The organism is Pseudomonas sp. PS02288, from assembly GCF_029959715.1.
Taxonomy (GTDB): domain Bacteria; phylum Pseudomonadota; class Gammaproteobacteria; order Pseudomonadales; family Pseudomonadaceae; genus Pseudomonas_O; species Pseudomonas_O kuykendallii.
This window is the reverse complement of the sequence record NZ_JASCPA010000055.1, coordinates 1-19,193: the sequence shown is the minus strand read 5'-3', so window position 1 is coordinate 19,193 and position 19,193 is coordinate 1. Positions and strand designations below refer to the sequence as shown.

At 66.6% G+C, this 19,193-nt stretch carries 17 protein-coding genes and 3 tRNA genes; 1 reads left to right on the top strand and 19 read right to left on the bottom strand.

Features of this window, described 5'->3' with window-relative positions:
* Window positions 1–233: 233 nt before the first annotated feature.
* A complete protein-coding gene (locus QMX85_RS18780) occupies window positions 234–752 on the top strand; it encodes a DUF4124 domain-containing protein (RefSeq protein WP_282343424.1) in 519 nt (172 codons plus the stop codon).
* Window positions 753–793: 41 nt separating this feature from the next.
* Here the strand turns inward: QMX85_RS18780 and QMX85_RS18775 are convergent.
* From QMX85_RS18775 to QMX85_RS18685, 19 genes are all read right to left on the bottom strand, one after another.
* Window positions 794–870: transfer RNA gene (locus QMX85_RS18775), tRNA-Arg, on the bottom strand.
* A 73-nt stretch (window positions 871–943) separates the two neighbouring features.
* Window positions 944–1,020 (bottom strand) — tRNA-Arg (locus QMX85_RS18770).
* A gap of 104 nt (window positions 1,021–1,124) precedes the next feature.
* Window positions 1,125–1,215, bottom strand: a tRNA-Ser gene (locus QMX85_RS18765).
* Window positions 1,216–1,275: 60 nt separating this feature from the next.
* Window positions 1,276–1,461: a carbon storage regulator CsrA gene (gene csrA / locus QMX85_RS18760; protein ID WP_003283978.1), complete on the bottom strand. Its 186-nt coding sequence runs from the start codon at window positions 1,459–1,461 to the stop codon at window positions 1,276–1,278.
* A gap of 179 nt (window positions 1,462–1,640) precedes the next feature.
* On the bottom strand, window positions 1,641–2,882 hold the full coding sequence (locus QMX85_RS18755) for an aspartate kinase (protein WP_090230120.1): 1,242 nt from the start codon (window positions 2,880–2,882) through the stop codon (window positions 1,641–1,643).
* Window positions 2,883–2,986: 104 nt separating this feature from the next.
* The gene (gene alaS / locus QMX85_RS18750) at window positions 2,987–5,611 is read right to left on the bottom strand and encodes an alanine--tRNA ligase (protein WP_282343421.1); all 2,625 of its coding nucleotides are present in this window, start codon (window positions 5,609–5,611) and stop codon (window positions 2,987–2,989) included.
* A 159-nt stretch (window positions 5,612–5,770) separates the two neighbouring features.
* Entirely contained in the window at window positions 5,771–6,769 is a 999-nt protein-coding gene (ltaE, locus tag QMX85_RS18745; protein WP_282343419.1) for a low-specificity L-threonine aldolase, read from the bottom strand.
* A gap of 97 nt (window positions 6,770–6,866) precedes the next feature.
* Window positions 6,867–7,874, bottom strand: coding sequence for a succinylglutamate desuccinylase (astE, locus tag QMX85_RS18740; protein ID WP_282343418.1), 1,008 nt, complete (start codon window positions 7,872–7,874; stop codon window positions 6,867–6,869).
* Window positions 7,875–7,908: 34 nt separating this feature from the next.
* Entirely contained in the window at window positions 7,909–8,193 is a 285-nt protein-coding gene (locus tag QMX85_RS18735) for a topoisomerase II (protein ID WP_282343416.1), read from the bottom strand.
* Between the two features lie 72 nt (window positions 8,194–8,265).
* Window positions 8,266–9,612 (bottom strand): N-succinylarginine dihydrolase, encoded by a 1,347-nt coding sequence (astB, locus tag QMX85_RS18730; RefSeq protein ID WP_282343415.1) that lies wholly within the window; start codon window positions 9,610–9,612, stop codon window positions 8,266–8,268.
* Window positions 9,609–11,072 carry a succinylglutamate-semialdehyde dehydrogenase gene (astD, locus tag QMX85_RS18725; RefSeq protein WP_282343413.1) on the bottom strand — a complete coding sequence of 488 codons (1,464 nt, stop codon included), beginning with the start codon at window positions 11,070–11,072 and terminating at the stop codon, window positions 9,609–9,611. The genes astB and astD overlap by 4 nt, the downstream gene beginning before the upstream one ends.
* A 28-nt stretch (window positions 11,073–11,100) precedes the next feature.
* A complete protein-coding gene (gene astA / locus QMX85_RS18720) occupies window positions 11,101–12,111 on the bottom strand; it encodes an arginine N-succinyltransferase (protein WP_282343412.1) in 1,011 nt (336 codons plus the stop codon).
* 28 nt (window positions 12,112–12,139) lie between these two features.
* A complete protein-coding gene (gene aruF, locus QMX85_RS18715; protein WP_273228817.1) occupies window positions 12,140–13,168 on the bottom strand; it encodes an arginine/ornithine succinyltransferase subunit alpha in 1,029 nt (342 codons plus the stop codon).
* An 87-nt stretch (window positions 13,169–13,255) separates the two neighbouring features.
* Window positions 13,256–14,476, bottom strand: a complete 1,221-nt coding sequence (locus tag QMX85_RS18710; RefSeq protein WP_282343411.1) for an aspartate aminotransferase family protein — start codon at window positions 14,474–14,476, stop codon at window positions 13,256–13,258.
* 324 nt (window positions 14,477–14,800) lie between these two features.
* Window positions 14,801–15,778: a transcriptional regulator ArgR gene (argR, locus tag QMX85_RS18705; protein WP_273228821.1), complete on the bottom strand. Its 978-nt coding sequence runs from the start codon at window positions 15,776–15,778 to the stop codon at window positions 14,801–14,803.
* A gap of 18 nt (window positions 15,779–15,796) precedes the next feature.
* Entirely contained in the window at window positions 15,797–16,561 is a 765-nt protein-coding gene (locus tag QMX85_RS18700; protein ID WP_282343410.1) for an ATP-binding cassette domain-containing protein, read from the bottom strand.
* Between the two features lie 13 nt (window positions 16,562–16,574).
* Window positions 16,575–17,687 (bottom strand): succinylglutamate desuccinylase/aspartoacylase family protein, encoded by a 1,113-nt coding sequence (locus QMX85_RS18695; RefSeq protein WP_282343408.1) that lies wholly within the window; start codon window positions 17,685–17,687, stop codon window positions 16,575–16,577.
* Window positions 17,688–17,698: 11 nt separating this feature from the next.
* Window positions 17,699–18,397, bottom strand: coding sequence for an ABC transporter permease (locus tag QMX85_RS18690; RefSeq protein ID WP_282343406.1), 699 nt, complete (start codon window positions 18,395–18,397; stop codon window positions 17,699–17,701).
* Between the two features lie 28 nt (window positions 18,398–18,425).
* Window positions 18,426–19,115, bottom strand: coding sequence for an ABC transporter permease (locus QMX85_RS18685; protein WP_282343404.1), 690 nt, complete (start codon window positions 19,113–19,115; stop codon window positions 18,426–18,428).
* Between the last annotated feature and the right edge of the window lie 78 nt (window positions 19,116–19,193).

Below are 19,193 nucleotides of genomic sequence, written 5' to 3'. Positions count from 1 at the left end.
ACTACTGGGTAAGTCCATGGGGGTGTTCCACAAGCCCCGGCGGGGCTGACGCCGGCAATCATACCCACTGCCCGGCACCTTTGCACTCGACAAAACCCGACCAAGAACAAACGCTTGCGAAGCGAATCTCGGCGAAGGCTGAATAGCCGTGCGACGCCATGTAACGACGCTGGGACACCTCGTGCGCGCGGCGAGCAACTACACTGCGCTCGTTTCGTCAGGAGGACGTTTCCATGCATGGATCGCTATACGCAGGGCTCTTCGCCCTGGCGCTGGGCCTGCCGCACGCCGCGACGGCCGCCAGCGTGTTCCGCTGCGTCGACGCCGCGGGCAAGGTCACCTTCAGCCAGCGCGGCTGCCCCATCGACCAGCAGCAGGCGCTGCAACAGGCCGAGAACCCGACGCCAGGCAACGGCAAACCGGTGCCAATGGCGACGCCGAAGAAGAACGCCGGGGTCAAGTCCGGGAAGAAGCAGGCAAAGCCGCGCGAGCTGGTGGTAACCGGAGGCCAGGATGACGGTTGCGGCAACCTGCTGGACGCGAGCCAGCGCCGGCAGGCGACGATCCGCCGGGAAGTGCGCGACGGCATGAGCCGGCAGGACATCGAAAGCGCCTTCGGCCCCCCGGACAAGGTCAGCACGCAAAACGGCCAGGTGCGCTACACCTACGAGGCGGACGGCAATGGCCGCAGCCGCCAGGTGACCTTCGACGAAGCCGGTTGCGTGAAAAGCAAGGCGAAGAAAAAACGCTGACAAAGAAAAAGGGCCTGCATCGCTGCAGGCCCTTCCTTGTATGGTGCACTCAGGAGGATTCGAACCTCCGACCGCTCGGTTCGTAGCCGAGTACTCTATCCAGCTGAGCTATGAGTGCATGTGGCGCTTGATGGACCAGGTCACCGCTGGTTGAAACAAAATGGCTTGCATCGCTGCAAGCCATTCTAGATTGGTGCACTCAGGAGGATTCGAACCTCCGACCGCTCGGTTCGTAGCCGAGTACTCTATCCAGCTGAGCTATGAGTGCATGGGGTGCGCATTATAGGGAACTCGCTCTGTGATTCAAGTAGGTTGTCAGCTATTTCAATACCTTGCTGTTCAACTCACTTGCACCACACCCAGGTAATGCAATGGCGGAGAAGGGGGGATTCGAACCCCCGACACCCTTGTGAGGTGTACTCCCTTAGCAGGGGAGCGCCTTCGGCCACTCGGCCACCTCTCCGCAACGGGGCGCATGATACCCATGTTCCCCCGCTTTGCAAAGCCAAAATTTTGAGAAAAATTAGTGGCTTGGTTCTTGATCTTTCTCTTTCTGGATGCGCTGGTAAATCTCCTCGCGGTGAACCGCCACTTCCTTGGGCGCATTCACGCCGATGCGCACCTGATTACCCTTCACGCCCAACACCGTGACCGTAACGTCGTCACCTACCATAAGGGTCTCCCCTACCCGGCGAGTCAGAATCAGCATTCCTTTCACTCCCTTTCGGATTCATAGCAAGACAACTGTGTCTGCAGATATTCACTACTGCCCGGCACAATCTTCCGGCCGGGCTTGCTCCCCAGTATTGACCGTCTTCGAGGAACGTAAAGTTCCGCCGGCACAGCCAATTACGACAAAAGGCGCGAAATAGCGCCTTTGTCGGGGGTTTATTCTTCGTTGCCGGGTCGCGAAGGCGCGTCCAGTTCGAAGGCGGTGTGTAACGCACGTACCGCCAGCTCGAGGTACTTCTCTTCGATTACCACGGACACCTTGATTTCGGACGTCGAGATCATCTGGATGTTGATGCTCTCCTTGGCCAGCGATTCGAACATGCGGCTGGCGACACCGGCATGGGAACGCATGCCGACGCCGACGATGGACACCTTGGCGATCTTCACGTCGCCGACCACTTCCCGGGCGCCGATTTCGCGCGCGGTGTTTTCCAGCACGGCATGGGCGTTCTGGTAGTCGTTGCGGTGCACGGTGAAGGTGAAATCGGTGGTGTTATCGTGCGCGACGTTCTGCACGATCATGTCCACTTCGATGTTGGCCGCGCTGATCGGGCCGAGAATCTTGAAGGCCACGCCGGGATTGTCCGGCACGCCACGGATGGTCAGCTTGGCTTCATCGCGGTTGAAGGCGATGCCGGAGATGATCGGCTGTTCCATGGATTCCTCTTCATCAAGGGTAATGAGGGTGCCCGGACCCTCCTGAAAGCTGTGCAGGACGCGCAGCGGGACGTTGTACTTGCCGGCGAACTCGACCGAACGAATCTGCAGCACCTTGGAACCGAGGCTGGCCATTTCCAGCATCTCCTCGAAGGTGATCTTGTCCATACGGCGGGCCTGCGGTACCACTCGCGGGTCGGTGGTATAGACGCCGTCGACATCGGTATAGATCTGGCACTCGTCGGCCTTCAGCGCGGCCGCCAGGGCGACGCCGGTGGTGTCCGAACCGCCGCGACCGAGGGTCGTGATGTTGCCCTGTTCGTCGACGCCCTGGAAACCGGCGACCACCACCACGCGACCGGCCTTCAGCTCGGCCCGCAGCTTGCGATCGTCGATCTGCAGGATGCGCGCCTTGTTGAAGGCGCTGTCCGTGAGGATGCGCACCTGGTTGCCGGTGTAGGACACCGCCGGCACGCCGCGCTTGTTCAGCGCCATGGCCAGCAGGGCGATGGTCACCTGCTCGCCGGTGGAGATCATCACGTCCAGCTCGCGTGCGTGCGGCTGCTCGTCGATCTGCTTCGCCAGCGCGATCAGGCGGTTGGTTTCACCGCTCATGGCCGAGACCACGACGACGATGTCGTCGCCGTTCTCGCGGAATTTCTTGACCTTCTCGGCCACCTGCTCGATACGCTCGACGGTGCCGACGGAGGTGCCCCCAAATTTCTGTACGATCAAAGCCATTTCAAAAGCCGCCTAAGCCCGCGAAGGGCGCCCATTAAACATACAACCCCAACCACTGCCAAGGCCTGCACCGCGCCGATACCCGATCGGCGCCGGCAGTCACCTCAGAGACCCTGTTCGACGAAGGTTTTCGCCAGCGCCAGAGCCTCGTCGAGTTTCGCCGGCTCGCTGCCGCCGCCCTGAGCCATGTCCGGACGACCGCCGCCCTTGCCGCCGACCGCCGCAGCGGCCTGCTTCATCAGTTCGCCGGCCTTCAACTGGCCAGTCAGGTCGGCGGTGACGCCGGCCACCAGCACGACCTTGTCGTCGAGCACGCCGCCGAGCAGGATCAGCGCGCGCCCCAGCTTGTTCTTCAACTGGTCGACCAGCGCCAGCAGCGCCTTGCCGTCGAGCCCGTCGAGACGCGCGGAAAGCACCTTGACGCCCTTCACGTCCACCGCCGACCCAGCCAGGTCGTCGCCGGCGCTGCTCGCGGCCTTGGCCTTGAGCTGGGCGAGTTCCTTCTCCAGCTGGCGATTACGCTCGAGCAGGCCGGACAGCTTGTCGATCAGGTTGTCGCGGCTGCCCTTGACCAGGTTGGCGGCCTCCTTGAGCTGCTCCTCGGCGCCGTTCAGGTAGGCGAACGCGGCCGCCCCCGTTACCGCCTCAATGCGCCGCACGCCCGCCGCAGTGCCGCCTTCGCTGGTGATCTTGAACAGGCCGATGTCGCCGGTGCGAGACACGTGGGTGCCACCGCACAGCTCGACGGAGAAACCGCCGCCCATGCTCAGCACGCGCACGCGGTCGCCGTACTTCTCGCCGAACAGCGCCATGGCGCCCTTGGCCTTGGCGGTCTCGATGTCGGTCTCCTGCGTCTCCACCGCGGTGTTGGCGCGGATCTCGCGGTTGACGATGTCTTCAAGCTGTTTCAGCTGCTCGGGCTTGATCGCCTCGAAATGGCTGAAGTCGAAGCGCAGGCGCTGGCTGTCGACCAGCGACCCCTTCTGCGACACGTGCTCGCCGAGCACCTGACGCAGCGCGGCGTGCAGCAGGTGGGTCGCCGAGTGGTTGAGCGCCGTGGCCTGGCGCACCGAGGCGTCGACGGTGGCCTCGACGCTGGCGCCAACGCTCAGCGAGCCGCTGTCGAGGATGCCGTGGTGAAGGAACGCGCCGCCGGCCTTGGTGGTGTCGCGCACGTCGAAACGCAGGCCTTCGCCGCTGAGGAAACCGGCATCGCCGATCTGGCCGCCGGACTCGGCGTAGAACGGCGTCTGGTCGAGCACGACCACGCCCTCCTCGCCCGCGTGCAGCTGCTCGACGGCCGCGCCGTCCTTGAACAGCGCCAGGACCTTGCCTTCGCCGGTGGTGCCCAGGTAGCCGGTGAAGCGCGTCTCGCCCTCCACCTTGACCAGCGCGTTGTAGTCCATGCCGAAGGCGCTGGAGGCACGGGCGCGCTTGCGCTGGGCGTCCATCTCGCGCTCGAAGCCTTCCTCGTCGAGGGTCAGCTCGCGCTCACGGGCGATGTCGCCGGTGAGGTCCATCGGGAAGCCGTAGGTGTCGTACAGCTTGAAGATGATTTCGCCGGGAATCACCGAGCCCTGCAGGTCGGCCAGGTCCTGTTCGAGGATCTTCAGGCCCTGCTCGAGGGTCTTGGCGAACTGTTCTTCCTCGGTTTTCAGCACGCGCTCGATGTGCGCCTGCTGTTGTTTCAGCTCGGGGAAGGCCTCGCCCATCTCGGCCACCAGCGCGGCGACGATGCGGTAGAAGAAGCTGCCGGTGGCGCCCAGCTTGTTGCCGTGACGGCAGGCGCGACGAACGATGCGGCGCAGCACGTAGCCACGGCCTTCGTTGGAGGGCGTGACGCCGTCGGCGATGAGGAAGCCGCAGGAACGGATGTGGTCGGCGACCACCTTCAGCGAGGCCTGCTCTTCGTTGGCGCAGCCGATGGCCTGCGCGGAGGCGTTCAGCAGGTTCTGGAACAGGTCGATCTCGTAGTTCGAGTGCACGTGCTGGAGCACGGCGCTGATCCGTTCCAGGCCCATGCCGGTATCCACCGACGGCGCCGGCAACGGGTGCAGCACGCCGTCCGCGGTCCGGTTGAACTGCATGAAGACGTTGTTCCAGATCTCGATGTAGCGGTCGCCGTCTTCTTCAGGCGAGCCGGGCGGGCCGCCCCAGATGTCGGCGCCGTGGTCGAAGAAGATCTCGGTGCACGGGCCGCAGGGCCCGGTGTCGCCCATCGCCCAGAAGTTGTCCGACGCGTAGGGCGCACCCTTGTTGTCGCCGATGCGGACCATGCGCTCTACCGGGACGCCGATGTTCTTGGTCCAGAGGTCGAAAGCCTCGTCGTCCGAGGCGTAGACAGTGACCCAGAGCTTTTCCTTGGGCAGGTTCAGCCATTTCTCGGAGGTCAGGAATTCCCAGGCGTAGCTGATCGCATCGCGTTTGAAATAGTCGCCGAAGCTGAAGTTGCCGAGCATCTCGAAGAAGGTGTGGTGACGCGCGGTGTAGCCGACGTTTTCCAGGTCGTTGTGTTTGCCGCCGGCGCGCACGCACTTCTGGCTGGAGGTGGCGCGGGTGTAGGCGCGCTTCTCCAGACCGAGGAAGCAGTCCTTGAACTGGTTCATCCCGGCGTTGGTGAACAGCAGGGTCGGATCGTTCGCCGGAATCAGCGAACTCGACGCCACACGGGTGTGCCCCTTCTCTTCGAAGAAGCGGAGGAAGGCTTCACGGATTTCTGCGCTTTTCATTGGATTTTTCCAGGGAAACGGCCGGACAGGAAATAACGGCAAAGGGCCGCATTATATAGGCCCCGCGGCCGCCCGATAGTGCTTTGTGAATAGACTCACGCTATCGGGGCGACAGGCATACGGGTATCGGGCGAAACGCCCCGAGGGCCGTCACGGCGGTCAGCGGAAGCCGGCGAACAGCTCGCGGACCCGCGGGATGTGTTCGGCGCGGAAATCCAGGTGAGTCACCAGGCGCGTGCGCGGCGCGGTGCTCAGCTTGATTCCCTGCTCGGCGGCGCGGGACTTCAGCGCGCCGGCCTGATCGCCCATCTGCACGTAGACCATGTTGGTCTGCACCGGCTCCACCTCGAAGCCCAGCCCGCGCAGCTGTTCGGCGAGAAGCTGCGCATTGGCATGGTCCTCGGCCAGGCGCTCGACCTGGTGCTCCAGCGCATGCAGCCCCGCCGCCGCCAGCAGGCCGGCCTGGCGCATGCCACCGCCGACCATCTTGCGCCAGCGACGCGCCTTGTCGATCAGCGCCTGGCTGCCGCACAGCACCGAACCGATGGGTGCGCCGAGCCCCTTGGACAGGCACACCGAGACGGAATCGAAATGCCGGGCGATCTCCTGCGCATCGACGCCCAGCTTGACCGCCGCGTTGAACAGTCGCGCGCCGTCCAGATGCAGGGCGAGGCCGCGCTCGCGGGTGAAGCTGCGGGCGCGGGCCAGGTAGTCCAGCGACAACACCTTGCCCTGCATGGTGTTTTCCAGTGCCAGCAGGCGCGTGCGGGCGAAGTGGAAGTCGTCCTCCTTGATGTACGCGGCGACCCGGGCCAGGTCGAGCGAACCGTCGGCCTCCATCTCGATCGGCTGCGGCTGGATCGAGCCCAGCACCGCCGCGCCACCGCCTTCGTACCTGTAGGTGTGCGCCTGCTGTCCGACGATGTACTCGTCGCCGCGTTCACAGTGCGCCAGCAGGCCGAGCAGGTTGCTCATGGTGCCGGTCGGCACGAACAGCGCCGCGGCGAAACCTAGCCGCTCGGCCAGGTAGGCCTCGAGACGGTTGACCGTCGGGTCCTCGCCGTAGACGTCGTCGCCCAGCGGCGCGCGGACCATGGCTTCGCGCATCGCCTCGGTGGGCTGGGTGACGGTGTCGCTACGCAGGTCGATCAGGGACATTCTCGGGCTCCGGTGAGTGCGGCGGGCCGCCGCAGAACGGCAGCCGGGTGCGCAGGATAGCGCCGGCCGTCGGCATTGTGCAGGCAGCGCGAGTGGTTCAGGCGCCGGACGGAGCCTGCGTGGGGACGATCAGGATACCGGCGCGCAGCCCGTTGGCGACTTTCGGGTTGGGGAAGATGATCCGCGCACCCTCCTCCTCCACCAGCCAGCGGCTGCCGGCGATGTCCTCGGCGAGCAGGTAGCCCGGCGGAAGTTCGCTGAAGTTCTCCACGTCGGCGGCGAGATGAAGCTGGAACGCATCGCTGTGCTTGATCACCTCGCGGGCGACGGCGAACAGCTGCAAATCGTCGAGGCTGTCGTCCGCCGACTCCTCGCGGCCTTCGATGAGGGCCGCCAGTCGCGCCTCCAGCAGGTGCAGGTCGACCCCGTCGTTGTGCCCGAAGGGGCGCGCCTTGCCCAGTTCCAGGGTGAAGGCCTCGGCCTGCAGGTGCGTGTAGGTGTAGGCGCTGAAGGTAATCCCCGGCTTGCTCTGCAGCAGCACGGCGTCGATCCCCGCCGCGCTCAGGCGCGCCAGTTGGCGCCGCGAATGCTCGCGACCGCTGGCGAACGGATAGAGCGCGAAACGCTCGATCTTCGAGCCACGAATCGCCGTATGCAGGTCGTAGTGCAGGCGCTCGCGCCCGGCGCGGGAGAAGAACGCCGCGGCGAGCCGCTCCAGCTCGGCAGCGCGCAGGGCTTCGAAGCCGCTGGAGTCCTCGTGGCGGCCGTTGAACAGGCGATTGAGATCCTGCTCCAGGTAGCGCTCGCCACGGCGCATGGCATCCGGGTTGCCGTACATGAACAGCACGCGCGCGCGGGGCTTCAAACGGCCGCTGGCGATGTCCTGCAGCAGCCGGTCAAGCAGTTCGATCGGCGCGGTTTCGTTGCCGTGGATGCCCGCGGAGAGCAACAGGTCCAGTCCGTCGTCCTTGCCGCTGGGCGGGGTGACCTCGAGCACACCCTCGGTCAGCCAGTGCAGGCGAACGCCCTCTACCGTCAGTTGAATCTTCTCGGTCGGCTCACGGCGGACCAGGGTCAGTTCAAGCAGTTTGCCGAGGGCAAGCATGGGCGTACTCCCTGTCTGGCGCGTCGCGCGCTGCTCAGTGGCCGCAATCCGGACCGTGCACGTGTTCGTCGTCTTCCTCGTCAGTTTCCACCGGCTCCATCTCCAGCTGCAGGCTGACCAGGTTGGTGGCCATCGGGCGCAGCAGCAGATTGGCGTATTCGCTGTCGCCGTCCTCGATGTCCACGCCGATCAGCAACTGGCCGTTGTTCTGCTGAATCCACAGCTCGCGGCCCTGCCAGACCACGGCGAAACGCGTGCAGGAAGTTTCCAGCTGGGTGCCGTCGGTGTCTTCGAGGATCAATTGGAGGGCGTCGCTCATGGGTTTACTCCAGATGGCGGGCGCGGCCCGCATGACAAGGCGCAAGCCGCAGGAAGCCCGCGGCCGGGAGAATCAGTTGGTCTGGAACGGATAGACCGAGCCCAGTTTAAGTATCCGGGTCAGCTCGTCCAGCGCCGTGCGGCATTCCAGCAGCAGTTGAGGGTCGCCCAGATCGGCTTCGCCAAGGCGATCACGGTAATGGGTATCGACCCAGGCGAGCAGTTCCTGGTACAGCGCCGGCGTCAGCACGACGCCCGGATTGACCGCCGCCCGCTCGGCGTCGTTGAGCGCCACGCGCAGGCGCAGGCAGGCCGGGCCGCCGCCATTCTGCATGCTCTGCTTGAGGTCGAAGGCCTTCACCTCGCGGATCGGACCGCCGCTGGCGGCGAGCCCCTCGAGGTAACGCCACACCGCCGGGTTGCTGCGGCATTCCTCCGGGACCACCAGCAGCATGCTGCCATCGGCGCGGCTGAGCAGCTGGCTGTTGAACAGGTAGGAACGCACCGCATCGTCCACGGCCACCGCATCGCGCGGCACGCCGATCGCCTGCAGACGGCCGCCGCGGCGCGCCAGCTTGTCGTGCAGCTCGGCGAGCACGCGCTCGCTGTCGAGGAAGGCGTCCTGGTGATGGAACAGCACCTCGCCGTTGCCCACCGCGATGACGTCGTTGTGGAACACGCCCTGATCGATCACCGCCGGATTCTGCTGCGCGTAGACCACGCCCGCCTCGCTCAGCCCGTGCAGGCGCGCCACGGCCTGCGAGGCCTCCAGGGTCTGCCGCGCCGGATAGCGCGTGGGTTGCGGGTAGCGGCCATCGAACGCGCTGCGGCCGAAGACGAAGAACTCCACGCCCGGCTCGCCGTAGTCGCGGCAGAACCGCGTGTGGTTGGCCGCGCCTTCGTCGCCGAACTGGCTGGCGGCCGGCAGCGCCGGGTGATGGGCGAAGTGCTGCGGGTCGGCGAACATCGCCGCCAGCACACGGCTGGTCTGCGGGTGCTCGATGCTGCGGTGGAACTTGCAGTTGAGGTTGGCGGCGGTGAAGTGCACACGGCCGTCGGCGGTGTCGGCGCTGGGGCTGACCGTCGCGGCGTTGGCCGTCCACATGCTGGACGCCGAACTGCAGGCCGCCAGCAGCAATGGCGCTTCGCGGGCGGCTTTCTCCACCACCTGCGCGTCGCTGCCGGAGAAGCCCAAGCCGCGCAGCGCGGCGATGTCGGGGCGTTCCTGCGGGGCCAGTACGCCCTGTTGGAAACCGAGGTCGAGCAGCGCTTTCATCTTCGCCAGGCCCTGGCGCGCGGCTTCCTTCGGATTGGACACGGCCTGGCTGTTGTTCTGCGAGGCGACGTTGCCGTAGGACAGCCCGCCGTAGTTGTGCGTCGGCCCGACCAGCCCGTCGAAGTTCATTTCATGTGCCGTCATAGGCTGACTCCCGGGGTCAGGGTGGCGGGCAGGCTGAGACGCGCGCTTTCCAGCGAGGCGACCGGATAGGCGCAGTAATCGGCGGCATAGTAGGCGCTTGCACGGTGGTTGCCGGACGCGCCGACACCGCCGAAGGGTGCGCTGCTGGCGGCGCCGGTGAGCTGCTTGTTCCAGTTGACGATGCCCGCGCGGCTTTCCAGCCAGAATTGCGCGTAGCGCTCTGCCGAATCCGACAGCAGCCCGGCAGCGAGGCCGTAACGGGTGGCGTTGGCCTCGGTGATGGCGGCATCGAAGTCGACGTAGCGGATCACCTGCAGCAGCGGGCCGAAGAACTCCTCGTCGTCACGTTCGACGAGCGCGGTCACGTCGAGGATGCCCGGCGTCAGCAAAGCTGCGTTTTCCAGCGGCTGCGACATGCCCAGCAACGGTATGGCGCCGCGCTCGATCAGTTGGCGCTGCGCCTTGAGCAGGTGCTGGGCGGCGTCCAGGGAAATCACCGCGCCCATGAACGGCGCCGGCTGTTCGTCGAAGGCGCCGACCCGGATCGTCGAACTGACCGCCACCAGGCGCGCCAGCAGCGCATCGCCCCAGGCGCCCTGCGGCACCAGCAGGCGGCGCGCGCAGGTGCAACGCTGGCCGGCGGAAATGAACGCGGACTGGATGATGGTGTAGACGGCAGCGTCGAGGTCCTCGACCTGATCGACCACCAGCGGGTTGTTGCCGCCCATCTCGAGCGCGAGGATCTTTTCCGGACGCCCGGCGAACTGGCTGTGCAGCAGGTTGCCGGTGCGGCTGGAGCCGGTGAAGAACAGCCCGTCGATGCCGTCGTGACCGGCCAGCGCCACGCCGGTGTCGCGCGCGCCCTGCAGCAGTTGCAGCACGCCGGCGGGCAGGCCGGCCTCGATCCAGCAGTGAACCGTCAGCTCGGCGGTTTTCGGCGTCAGCTCGCTGGGTTTGAATAGCACCGCGTTGCCGGCTAGCAGCGCCGGCACGATGTGCCCGTTGGGCAGGTGTCCGGGGAAGTTGTACGGGCCGAACACCGCAACCACGCCATGCGGCTTGTGGCGCAGCGCGGCCGTGGCATCGGCCAGCGGCGCGCGCTTCTCGCCCGTGCGCTCGCGATAGCTCTGCAGCGAGATGGCGACCTTGGCGACCATGCTGGTGACTTCGGTGGCGGCCTCCCACAGGGGCTTGCCGGTTTCCGCGCCGATGCAGTGGGCCAGCGCGTCGGCACGTGCCTTGAGCACCTCGGCGAAGCGCTCCAGCACGCCGACACGTTCCGCCAGCGGACGCCGCGCCCAGGCCGGAAACGCCGCGCGGGCGACGTGCAGCGCCGCCTCGACCTGATCGGCGCTGGCCGCGCGGCCGCTCCACAGGCACTCCTGGGTCACCGGATTGAACGATTCCAGGGCCTCGCCCTGCCCCGCCTGCCAGGCGCCGGCGATGTAATGCGTACTCATGGCGGAAACTCCTCGACCGCGCCTGGGCTCAGGCGCTCAGCGGCACGGCGCGCACCTGGGCGCCGGGGGTCAGTTGCAGGCGCCGCGCGGTCATCGGGTCGACCACCAGGGTGCCGGCGGCCATCCGCGCGGGGGCCGCGGTGATCCGGCAATCCTGGCGCTTGCGGTTGTGGATGAGGAACGGCGTGGCATCGTCGCCCGGCGTGCCGACCGCCAGCACCAGCGGCTGGCTGTCGCGAACCGCGCGAATCTTCGCCGTCTCGCACTCAATGGCCGGGCCGGCGTCGAAGATGTCGACGTAGCCCTGGTGGCTGAAGCCTTCGCTCTTGAGCATCGCCAGCGCCGGTTCGGTGTCCGGGTGGACGCGACCGATCACATTGCGCGCGTCCTCGGAAAGGAAGCAGGCGTAGAGCGGGAACTTGGGCATCAGCTCGGCGATGAACGCCTTGTTGCCGACCCCGGTCAGGTAGTCCGCCTGGCTGAACTCCATCTTGAAGAAGTGCCGGCCGAGGCATTCCCAGAACGGCGAACGGCCGGCCTCGTCGGACATTCCGCGCATCTCGGCGATGACCTTTTCGCCGAACAGCTGGCGGAACTCGGCGATGAACAGGAAGCGCGCCTTCGACAGCAGCCGGCCATTCAGACCGCTGCGGTGGTCGGCATGCAGGAACAGCGAGCACAGTTCGGAGTTGCCGGTGAGGTCGTTGGCGAGGAACAGCGTCGGAATCTGCCGATGGATGTTCAACTCCTGCGAGGCACTGACGGTGAGTCCCACGCGGTAGTTGTACCAGGGTTCGCGCAGGCCGACGGCGCCGGCGATGGCGGAGATGCCGACCACCTGCCCCTCGTCGTCCTCGAGCACGAACAGATAGTCGGCATCGGCCCGCTCGGCCTCGCCGCGGAAGGTCTTCTCCGCCCAGCCGACGCGGTGCGCCAGGCGCGCCTCGTTGGCCGGCAGAGTGGTCAGCCCGGCGCCGGTACTGCGCGCGAGGTCGATCAGCGCCGGCAAATCGGCGCTGCGTACGGGACGAACGATCATGGAATTCTCCGCAAGACTGCCGCGCTCATCACACCGCCACCAGGCGCACGGAGGCGCCGTCGCCGGCACCTAGCGCTTCGGCCGCGGCGCCAGGCAGGGACACCGGCTTGCCGGGCACCCAGTCCAGCTCCACCACCAGCGCACGGAAATCCTGCAACTGGCCATTGGAGACCAGGTATGGACGACCGCCACGGATCGGCTCGCGACGCTCCTCGAGAATCGCCACCGGCACCATGCGGCTCTGGGCGATCGAGCGGATGCCCGAGGTCCGCGCATGCAGGGTCGGCCCGCCGTCGAAGATGTCGATGTAATGGTCGGTCTCGAAGCCTTCGCGCATGAGGATGTCGAAGGTGATCTGCGCGCGCGGGTGCACCTGGCCCATCGCCTCCTGGGCGGAATCCGGCAGCAGCGGCACGTAGATCGGGTAATGCGGCATCAGCTCGGCGAGGAAGGTGCGGCTCTTCAGGCCGCAGAGGCGCTCGGCCTCGGCGTAGTTGATGTCGAAGAAATTGCGCCCGACCGCGTCCCAGAACGGGGAATCGCCGTTCTCGTCGCTCTGCCCGACGATCTCGGTGACGATGGCGTCGGCGAAGCGCTCCGGATGATTCGCGACGAACAGCAGGCGCGCCCGCGACACCAGCTCGGCAGCGATCGAATCGACCAACCCCGGCTCGATGTAGAAGCTGGTCAGCAGGCTGTTGCCCGTGAGGTCATGGCACAGCGAGAGGACGTGGGTCTTGTTGTGGATCTTCAGCTCGCGCGCGGCGTGCACGAAGGTCTCGTTGCGAAAGCTGTAGAAGGGCTCGGAGTAACCGGCGGAGGCGACGATTCCTGAACAGCCGACCAGGCGGCCGCTGTCGCTGTCCTCGAGGACGAAGAAATAGGTCTCCTCGCCGTTGAAGCTGACTTCGGCGGCGAACGAAGCCTCCGAGGCGCCGATCTTTTCGCCCAGGCGACCGCTGTCGTCGGGCAGCGACGTGACACCGACCGGGCTGTCCGCGGCCAGGCGCTGCACTTCGGCCAGATCGGACATTTGCGCGGGGCGCATCACCAGCATTCTGAGACTCCTCCAGAAAAACGCGCCGCCAGAGGGCGGCGCGCGAACACGGGTAGCGGCGCGCCGAAACGCGGCGCCGGGCTTGGATCAGGCGGAAGTCAGCTTGACCACTGCCCGCTCGAAGCGCGCCAGGCCTTCGTCGATATCGGCGTCCTCGATGACCAGGCTGGGGGCGAAACGGACCACGTCCGGCCCGGCCTGAAGCACCATCAGTGCCTCTTTCTCGGCGGCGACGAGGACGTCCTTGGCCTTGCCTTTCCAGGCATCGGCGAGCACGCAGCCGATCAGCAGGCCGAGGCCGCGAACCTCGCTGAACAGGCCGTACTGCTGGCCAATGCGCTCCAGCGCGGTGCGGAAGCGCTGGTGCCGCGCCTTCACGCCGTCGAGGGTCTCGCGGGTGTTGACCACGTCCATCACCGCGCAGCCGACGGCGCAGGCCAGCGGATTGCCGCCGTAGGTGGTGCCGTGCACGCCGACCGAGAAGTGCTTGGCCAGCTCGGTGGTGGTGAGCATGGCGGCGATCGGGAAGCCGCCGCCGAGGCTCTTGGCGCTGGTCAGGATGTCCGGAATCACGCCGAAATGGGTGTGGGCGAACAGCTCGCCGCTGCGGCCCATGCCGCTCTGCACTTCGTCGAAGATCAGCAGCGCGTCGTGCGCATCGCAGAGTTCGCGTGCGCCCTGCAGGAAGGATTGCTCGGCCAGCAGCACGCCGCCCTCGCCCTGGATCGGTTCCAGCACCACCGCGCAGGTCCTGTCCGAGATCGCCGCCTTGAGCGCGTCCAGATCGTTGAACGGAATGTGGCTGATGCCCTGGATCTTCGGCCCGAAGCCGTCGGAATACTTGGCCTGGCCGCCGACGCTCACGGTGAACAGGGTGCGCCCGTGGAAGCTGTTCAGCGCGGCGATGATCTCGTACTTCTCGTCGCCGAAGCGATCATGGGCAACGCGGCGCGCCAGCTTGAAGGCGGCCTCGTTGGCCTCGGCGCCGGAGTTGCAGAAGAACACCCGCTCGGCGAAGGTCGCGTCGACCAGCTTCTGCGCCAGGCGCAGGGTCGGCTCGTTGGTGAACACATTGGAAACGTGCCAGAGCTTGTTCGCCTGCTCGGTCAGCGCGCCGACCAGGGCGGGATGGCAGTGGCCGAGCACGTTCACCGCGATGCCGCCGGAGAAATCGACCAGTTCTCGGCCGCTCTGGTCCCAGACTCGCGAACCCTGGCCGCGCACCGGAATGAAGGCGGCAGGTGCGTAGTTCGGAACCATGAACTGGTCGAAATCGGCGCGTTCTACTTGCGCGTGCGGAGCGGACATCGAGGTTTTCTCCTGCCATGAATGGCCAGTGGTGAGCGGATTGTAGGGACTGCACCGGGGCCGTCATTGCCGCCATGCGACAACTTGTTATAGCGGCCACCCGGCCGTTCGCCGTGCTTTCAGCAATGCGACAGAAAGCGTCGGGACTGCGCAGTTTAAACGCACTGCCCGGGCCGTTGGCGCTGCCGGGGAAATTTTCCGTGGGGACTTTTGCAGACCACGCTACCGGGGATGGTGGGCTGAAGCCCACCCTACAGGTCCGTAGGATGGGTTAGCCGCGCAGCGGCGTAACCCATCGCATGACCCGCAAGACCGGCAGCGACGCTACTCGCGCTCGCCCGATCCGCTCAGCTCGAAGGGGTTGGCGCTGCGCCGCTGGTTGCGGTCTTCTCGCGGGGTGGCGCCGAAGAAGTTGCGGTAGGCGCTGGAGAAGTGCGGGCCGGAAGAGAAGCCGCAGGACAGGCCGATCTGGATGATCGACTTGCTGGTCTGCATCAGCATCTGCCGCGCCTTGTTCAGGCGAAGCTCCAGGTAGTACTGGCTCGGCACGCGGTTGAGGTACTGCTTAAAGATGCGCTCCAGCTGCCGGCGCGATACGCAGACGTGCTGGGCGATTTCGTCGGTAGTCAGCGGTTCCTCGATGTTCGCCTCCATCAGCAGCACCGCCTGGGTCAGCTTCGGATGGCTGGAGCCGAGGCGGTTCTGCAGCGGGATGCGCTGGCGCTCGCCACCCTCGCGGATGCGCTCCACCACCAGTTCCTCGCTCACCGCACCGGCCAGTTCGGCGCCGTGGTCGCGCGCCAGCAGCGCCAGCAGCAAGTCGAGAACGGCGAGGCCACCGCAGGCGGTGAGGCGATCGCGATCCCAGTCGAACAGATGGCTGGTGGCGATTACCTTGGGAAAGCGCTCGGCGAAATCGTCATGCCAGCGCCAGTGCACCGCGGCGCGGTAGCCGTCGAGCAGGCCGAGCTGGGCCAGCGGGTAGACGCCGGCGGACAACCCGCCGATCACGCAGCCGCTGCGCACCAGTTGCTTGAGCGCCGCGGCGAGCGGCGCGGAGACGTTCAGCGGCGGCTCGTCGGCCACCACGAAGAGCCGCTGCAAGCCCTCCAGGCGACCGCTCCAGGGCTCGCCCGGCAGGCGCCAGGCGTCGGCCGCCGGAGTTTCGGCCTGCAGGAAGGACAGCTCGTAGACGACCTCCGGATGCAGCCGCTGCGCCACGCGCAGCGCTTCTTCGGCCAGGGACAGCGTCATTGCCCGGGTCTCGGGCCAGATCAGGAAGCCGATTCGATAAGAGGTCATGGCGGTCGAGTCTAGGGCTTATTTGAGGCTGCCGGAAAGAAACTGCTTGAGTCGTTCGGACTGCGGATTCGCCAGCACCTCGCGCGGGTTGCCGCGCTCCTCGACCAAACCCTTGTGCAGGAACACCAGTTGGCTGGAGACCTCGCGGGCGAAACCCATTTCGTGGGTCACCACCAGCATGGTGCGCCCCTCCCCGGCCAGGTCCTGCATCACCTTGAGCACGTCGCCGACCAGCTCCGGGTCGAGCGCCGAGGTCGGCTCGTCGAACAGCATCACCTCCGGCTCCACCGCCAGCGCGCGGGCGATCGCCACGCGCTGCTGCTCGCCGCCGGACATGTGCGCCGGGTAGGCATCCTTGCGGTGCGCAACGCCGACCTTTGCCAGGTAGTGTTCGGCCTTTTCCAGGGCTTCCTTCTTCGGCACGCCGAGCACGTGCACCGGCGCCTCGATTACGTTCTCCAGCGCGCTCATGTGCGACCACAGGTTGAAGTGCTGGAACACCATCGACAGCCGCGAACGCATACGCTGCAACTGGCGCTCGTCGGCGGCCTTCAGCGCGCCGTGCCTGCCGGGCTTGAGCTTGAGCGCCTCGCCGTTGAGCAGGATGCTGCCGGCGTGGGGCTGTTCGAGGAGGTTGATGCAACGCAGGAAGGTGCTCTTCCCCGAGCCTGAGGAACCGATGATGCTGATCACGTCGCCGGCCTTGGCCGCCAGCGACACGCCCTTGAGCACCTCATGGTCGCCGTAGCGTTTGTGCAGATCCTGGACTTCGAGCTTGTACATGTTCTCTCTCTGGTCAGTCGCTGAGCAGGCGACCCTGGCGAATGGGTTGGCGGCCGGCGACCTTGGTCAGCCACAGCCCCGGACGGGCGAAACGCATGCGCTCGCGGACGAAGAGCACGCCGTCGACCTCGGAACGCACGACGCTGTGGCGGCCGTCCAGCGGGTCGATCACCTCGAACAGCGGATCGCCGGCGCGCACCTGGGCGCCGAGCGGCTGGAGGAAGCTGACCACCCCGGCATGCGGCGCCAGGGCGAATTCGGCACCCTCGAAGGGCGTCGCCTCGCAGCAGTCGGCCGGCGCCGCCGGCCAGTCGCCGGCGATCAGCCCCTGTTCGGCGAGGAACGCGAGAATCGCCTCGGCGCTGGCCTCGGCCTGCTCGCGGCCGGTATCGCCCATGCCGCCCAGTTCGACGGTGGTCGCCAGGCAGGCCAACGGCACGCTGGCCTCGGCGAAACGCCGCGCCAGGCTCAGCCAGGGCATCGAGCAGGCTTCGTCGAAGGAATTGCCGCCGGACTCCTCGGCCAGCAGCACCGCGCCGGCGCCCAGCCGCGCGGCCAGCGAACGCCACCGCGGCCAGTGCTGCGGAATCGCGTACAGGTGGGTCAGCGCTTCCATGTCGCAATGCAGGTCGAGCACCACGTCGGCGTCGCAGGCGTGGCCGAGCAGCACACGCTGCAGCCCTTCCAACTCGGAAGGTGCGTGCGGCATGCACGCCAGCGCCTCGCGCATCGCGGCGCGGATCAGCCGCACGTTGGCCGCGGCGTCGGCGCCGAGCATCCGCTCCAGCGCCGGTGCGATGAGTTCGGCGAGGTCGAGGAAACCGCGGTTGAAGTTCTTCCCGCTGCCGAATTCGAAGCGCCCGAGATGGCTCGCCTGCAATAGCTGGCCGAGGCCGATCGGGTTGGCCACCGGCACCAGTTCGATGGTGCCGGTGAGGCGGCCCTGTGCTTCCAGATCGAGCAGGCGCCGCTTGAGCTCGACCGCCACACGCATACCCGGCAGTTCGTCCGCGTGCAGCGACGCCTGCACGTAGGCCTTGGCCACGCCGCTGCCGAAACGGAACACGCTGAGGGTGCGCTGAGTGCCTGGCGTGCCCCAGGGCAGCGGATGATCGATGCGTTGCATGGGCGCTCTCCTCAGGACGCTCGGGGCGCCAGGTAGGCCAGCCAGCGACGCTCGGCCAGCTTGAACAGGCGCACCAGGATGAAGGTCAGGCAAAGATAGAACACGCCGGCGGTGATGAACGCCTCGAACGGCAGGTAGTACTGCGAGCTGACGGTGCGCGCCGCGCCGGTGATGTCGATCAGGGTGACGATCGAGGCCAGGCTAGTGGTGTGCAGCATCATGATCACTTCGTTGCTGTACTGCGGCAGCGCGCGGCGCAGCGCCGAGGGCAGCAGGATGCGCCGGTACAGGCGTGCCCGCGACATGCCCATCGCCCTGGCCGCCTCGATCTCGCCGTGCGGCGTGGCCTTGAGGCTGCCGGCGAGGATTTCCGCGGTGTAGGCGCTGGTGTTGATGGCGAACGCCAGGCAGGCGCAGAAGGTGGCGTTGGACAGGTAGGGCCAGAGCAGGCTCTCGCGAACCAGGGCGAACTGCGCCAGGCCGTAATAGACGAGGAACAGCTGCACCAGCATCGGGGTGCCACGGATGACGTAGGTGTACAACCAGGCCGGGAAGTTGATCGCCGGCTGCCGCGACACGCGCATCAGCGCCAGCGGGATAGCCACCGCCAGCCCGACGACCAGAGCGATGGCCAGCAGCTTGAGCGTCACCAGCACGCCGCCGAAGTACAGCGGCAGGCTCTCCCAGATGACCGAGAAATCGAGGATCATGCGCGGCCCTCCGTGATCGACCTGAGGTTCATAGCTCGGCAGCCTTGATGCCGACGCTGTAGCGCTTCTCGAGGAAACGCAGGGCGAGCAACGACACGCTGGTCAGCACCAGGTAGAGCGCGGCGACCGCGAGGAAGAAGGTGAACGGCTCGCGGGTGGCGTCCGCCGCCTGCTTGGCCTTGAACATCATGTCCTGCAAGCCGACCACGGAAATCAGCGCGGTGGCCTTGGTCAGAACCAGCCAGTTGTTGGTGAACCCGGGAATCGCCAGGCGGATCATCTGCGGCACGAGGATGCGGAAGAACACCTGGCGCCCGCTCATGCCATAGGCGGCGCCGGCTTCCGCCTGGCCCTTGGGAATCGCCATGAAGGCGCCGCGGAAGGTTTCCGACAGGTAGGCGCCGAAGATGAAGCCGAGGGTGAAGACCCCGGCGACGAAGGGATTGATGTCGATGTAGTCCTCGTAGCCGAGCAGCGGCGCGAGGCGGTTCACCAGGTCCTGGCCGCCGTAGAAGATCAGCAGGATCAGCACCAGGTCGGGGATGCCGCGGATCACCGTGGCGTAGGTCTCGCCCAGCAGCGCCAGCCAGCGCAGCGGCGACAGCCGGCAGGCCGCGCCGAGCAGGCCGAGGCCGATGGCGACCGCCATCGAGGTCAGCGCCAGCAGCAGGGTCAGCCAGGCGCCATCGACGATGGTCGCCCCGTAGCCGTTCAACATCGAGCAGTCCTCAGGCGAAGCGGCGCGCCCGCAGCGCGCCGCCCGGGGGAGCGGCGCAGGCACGACCGGTCGCGTATT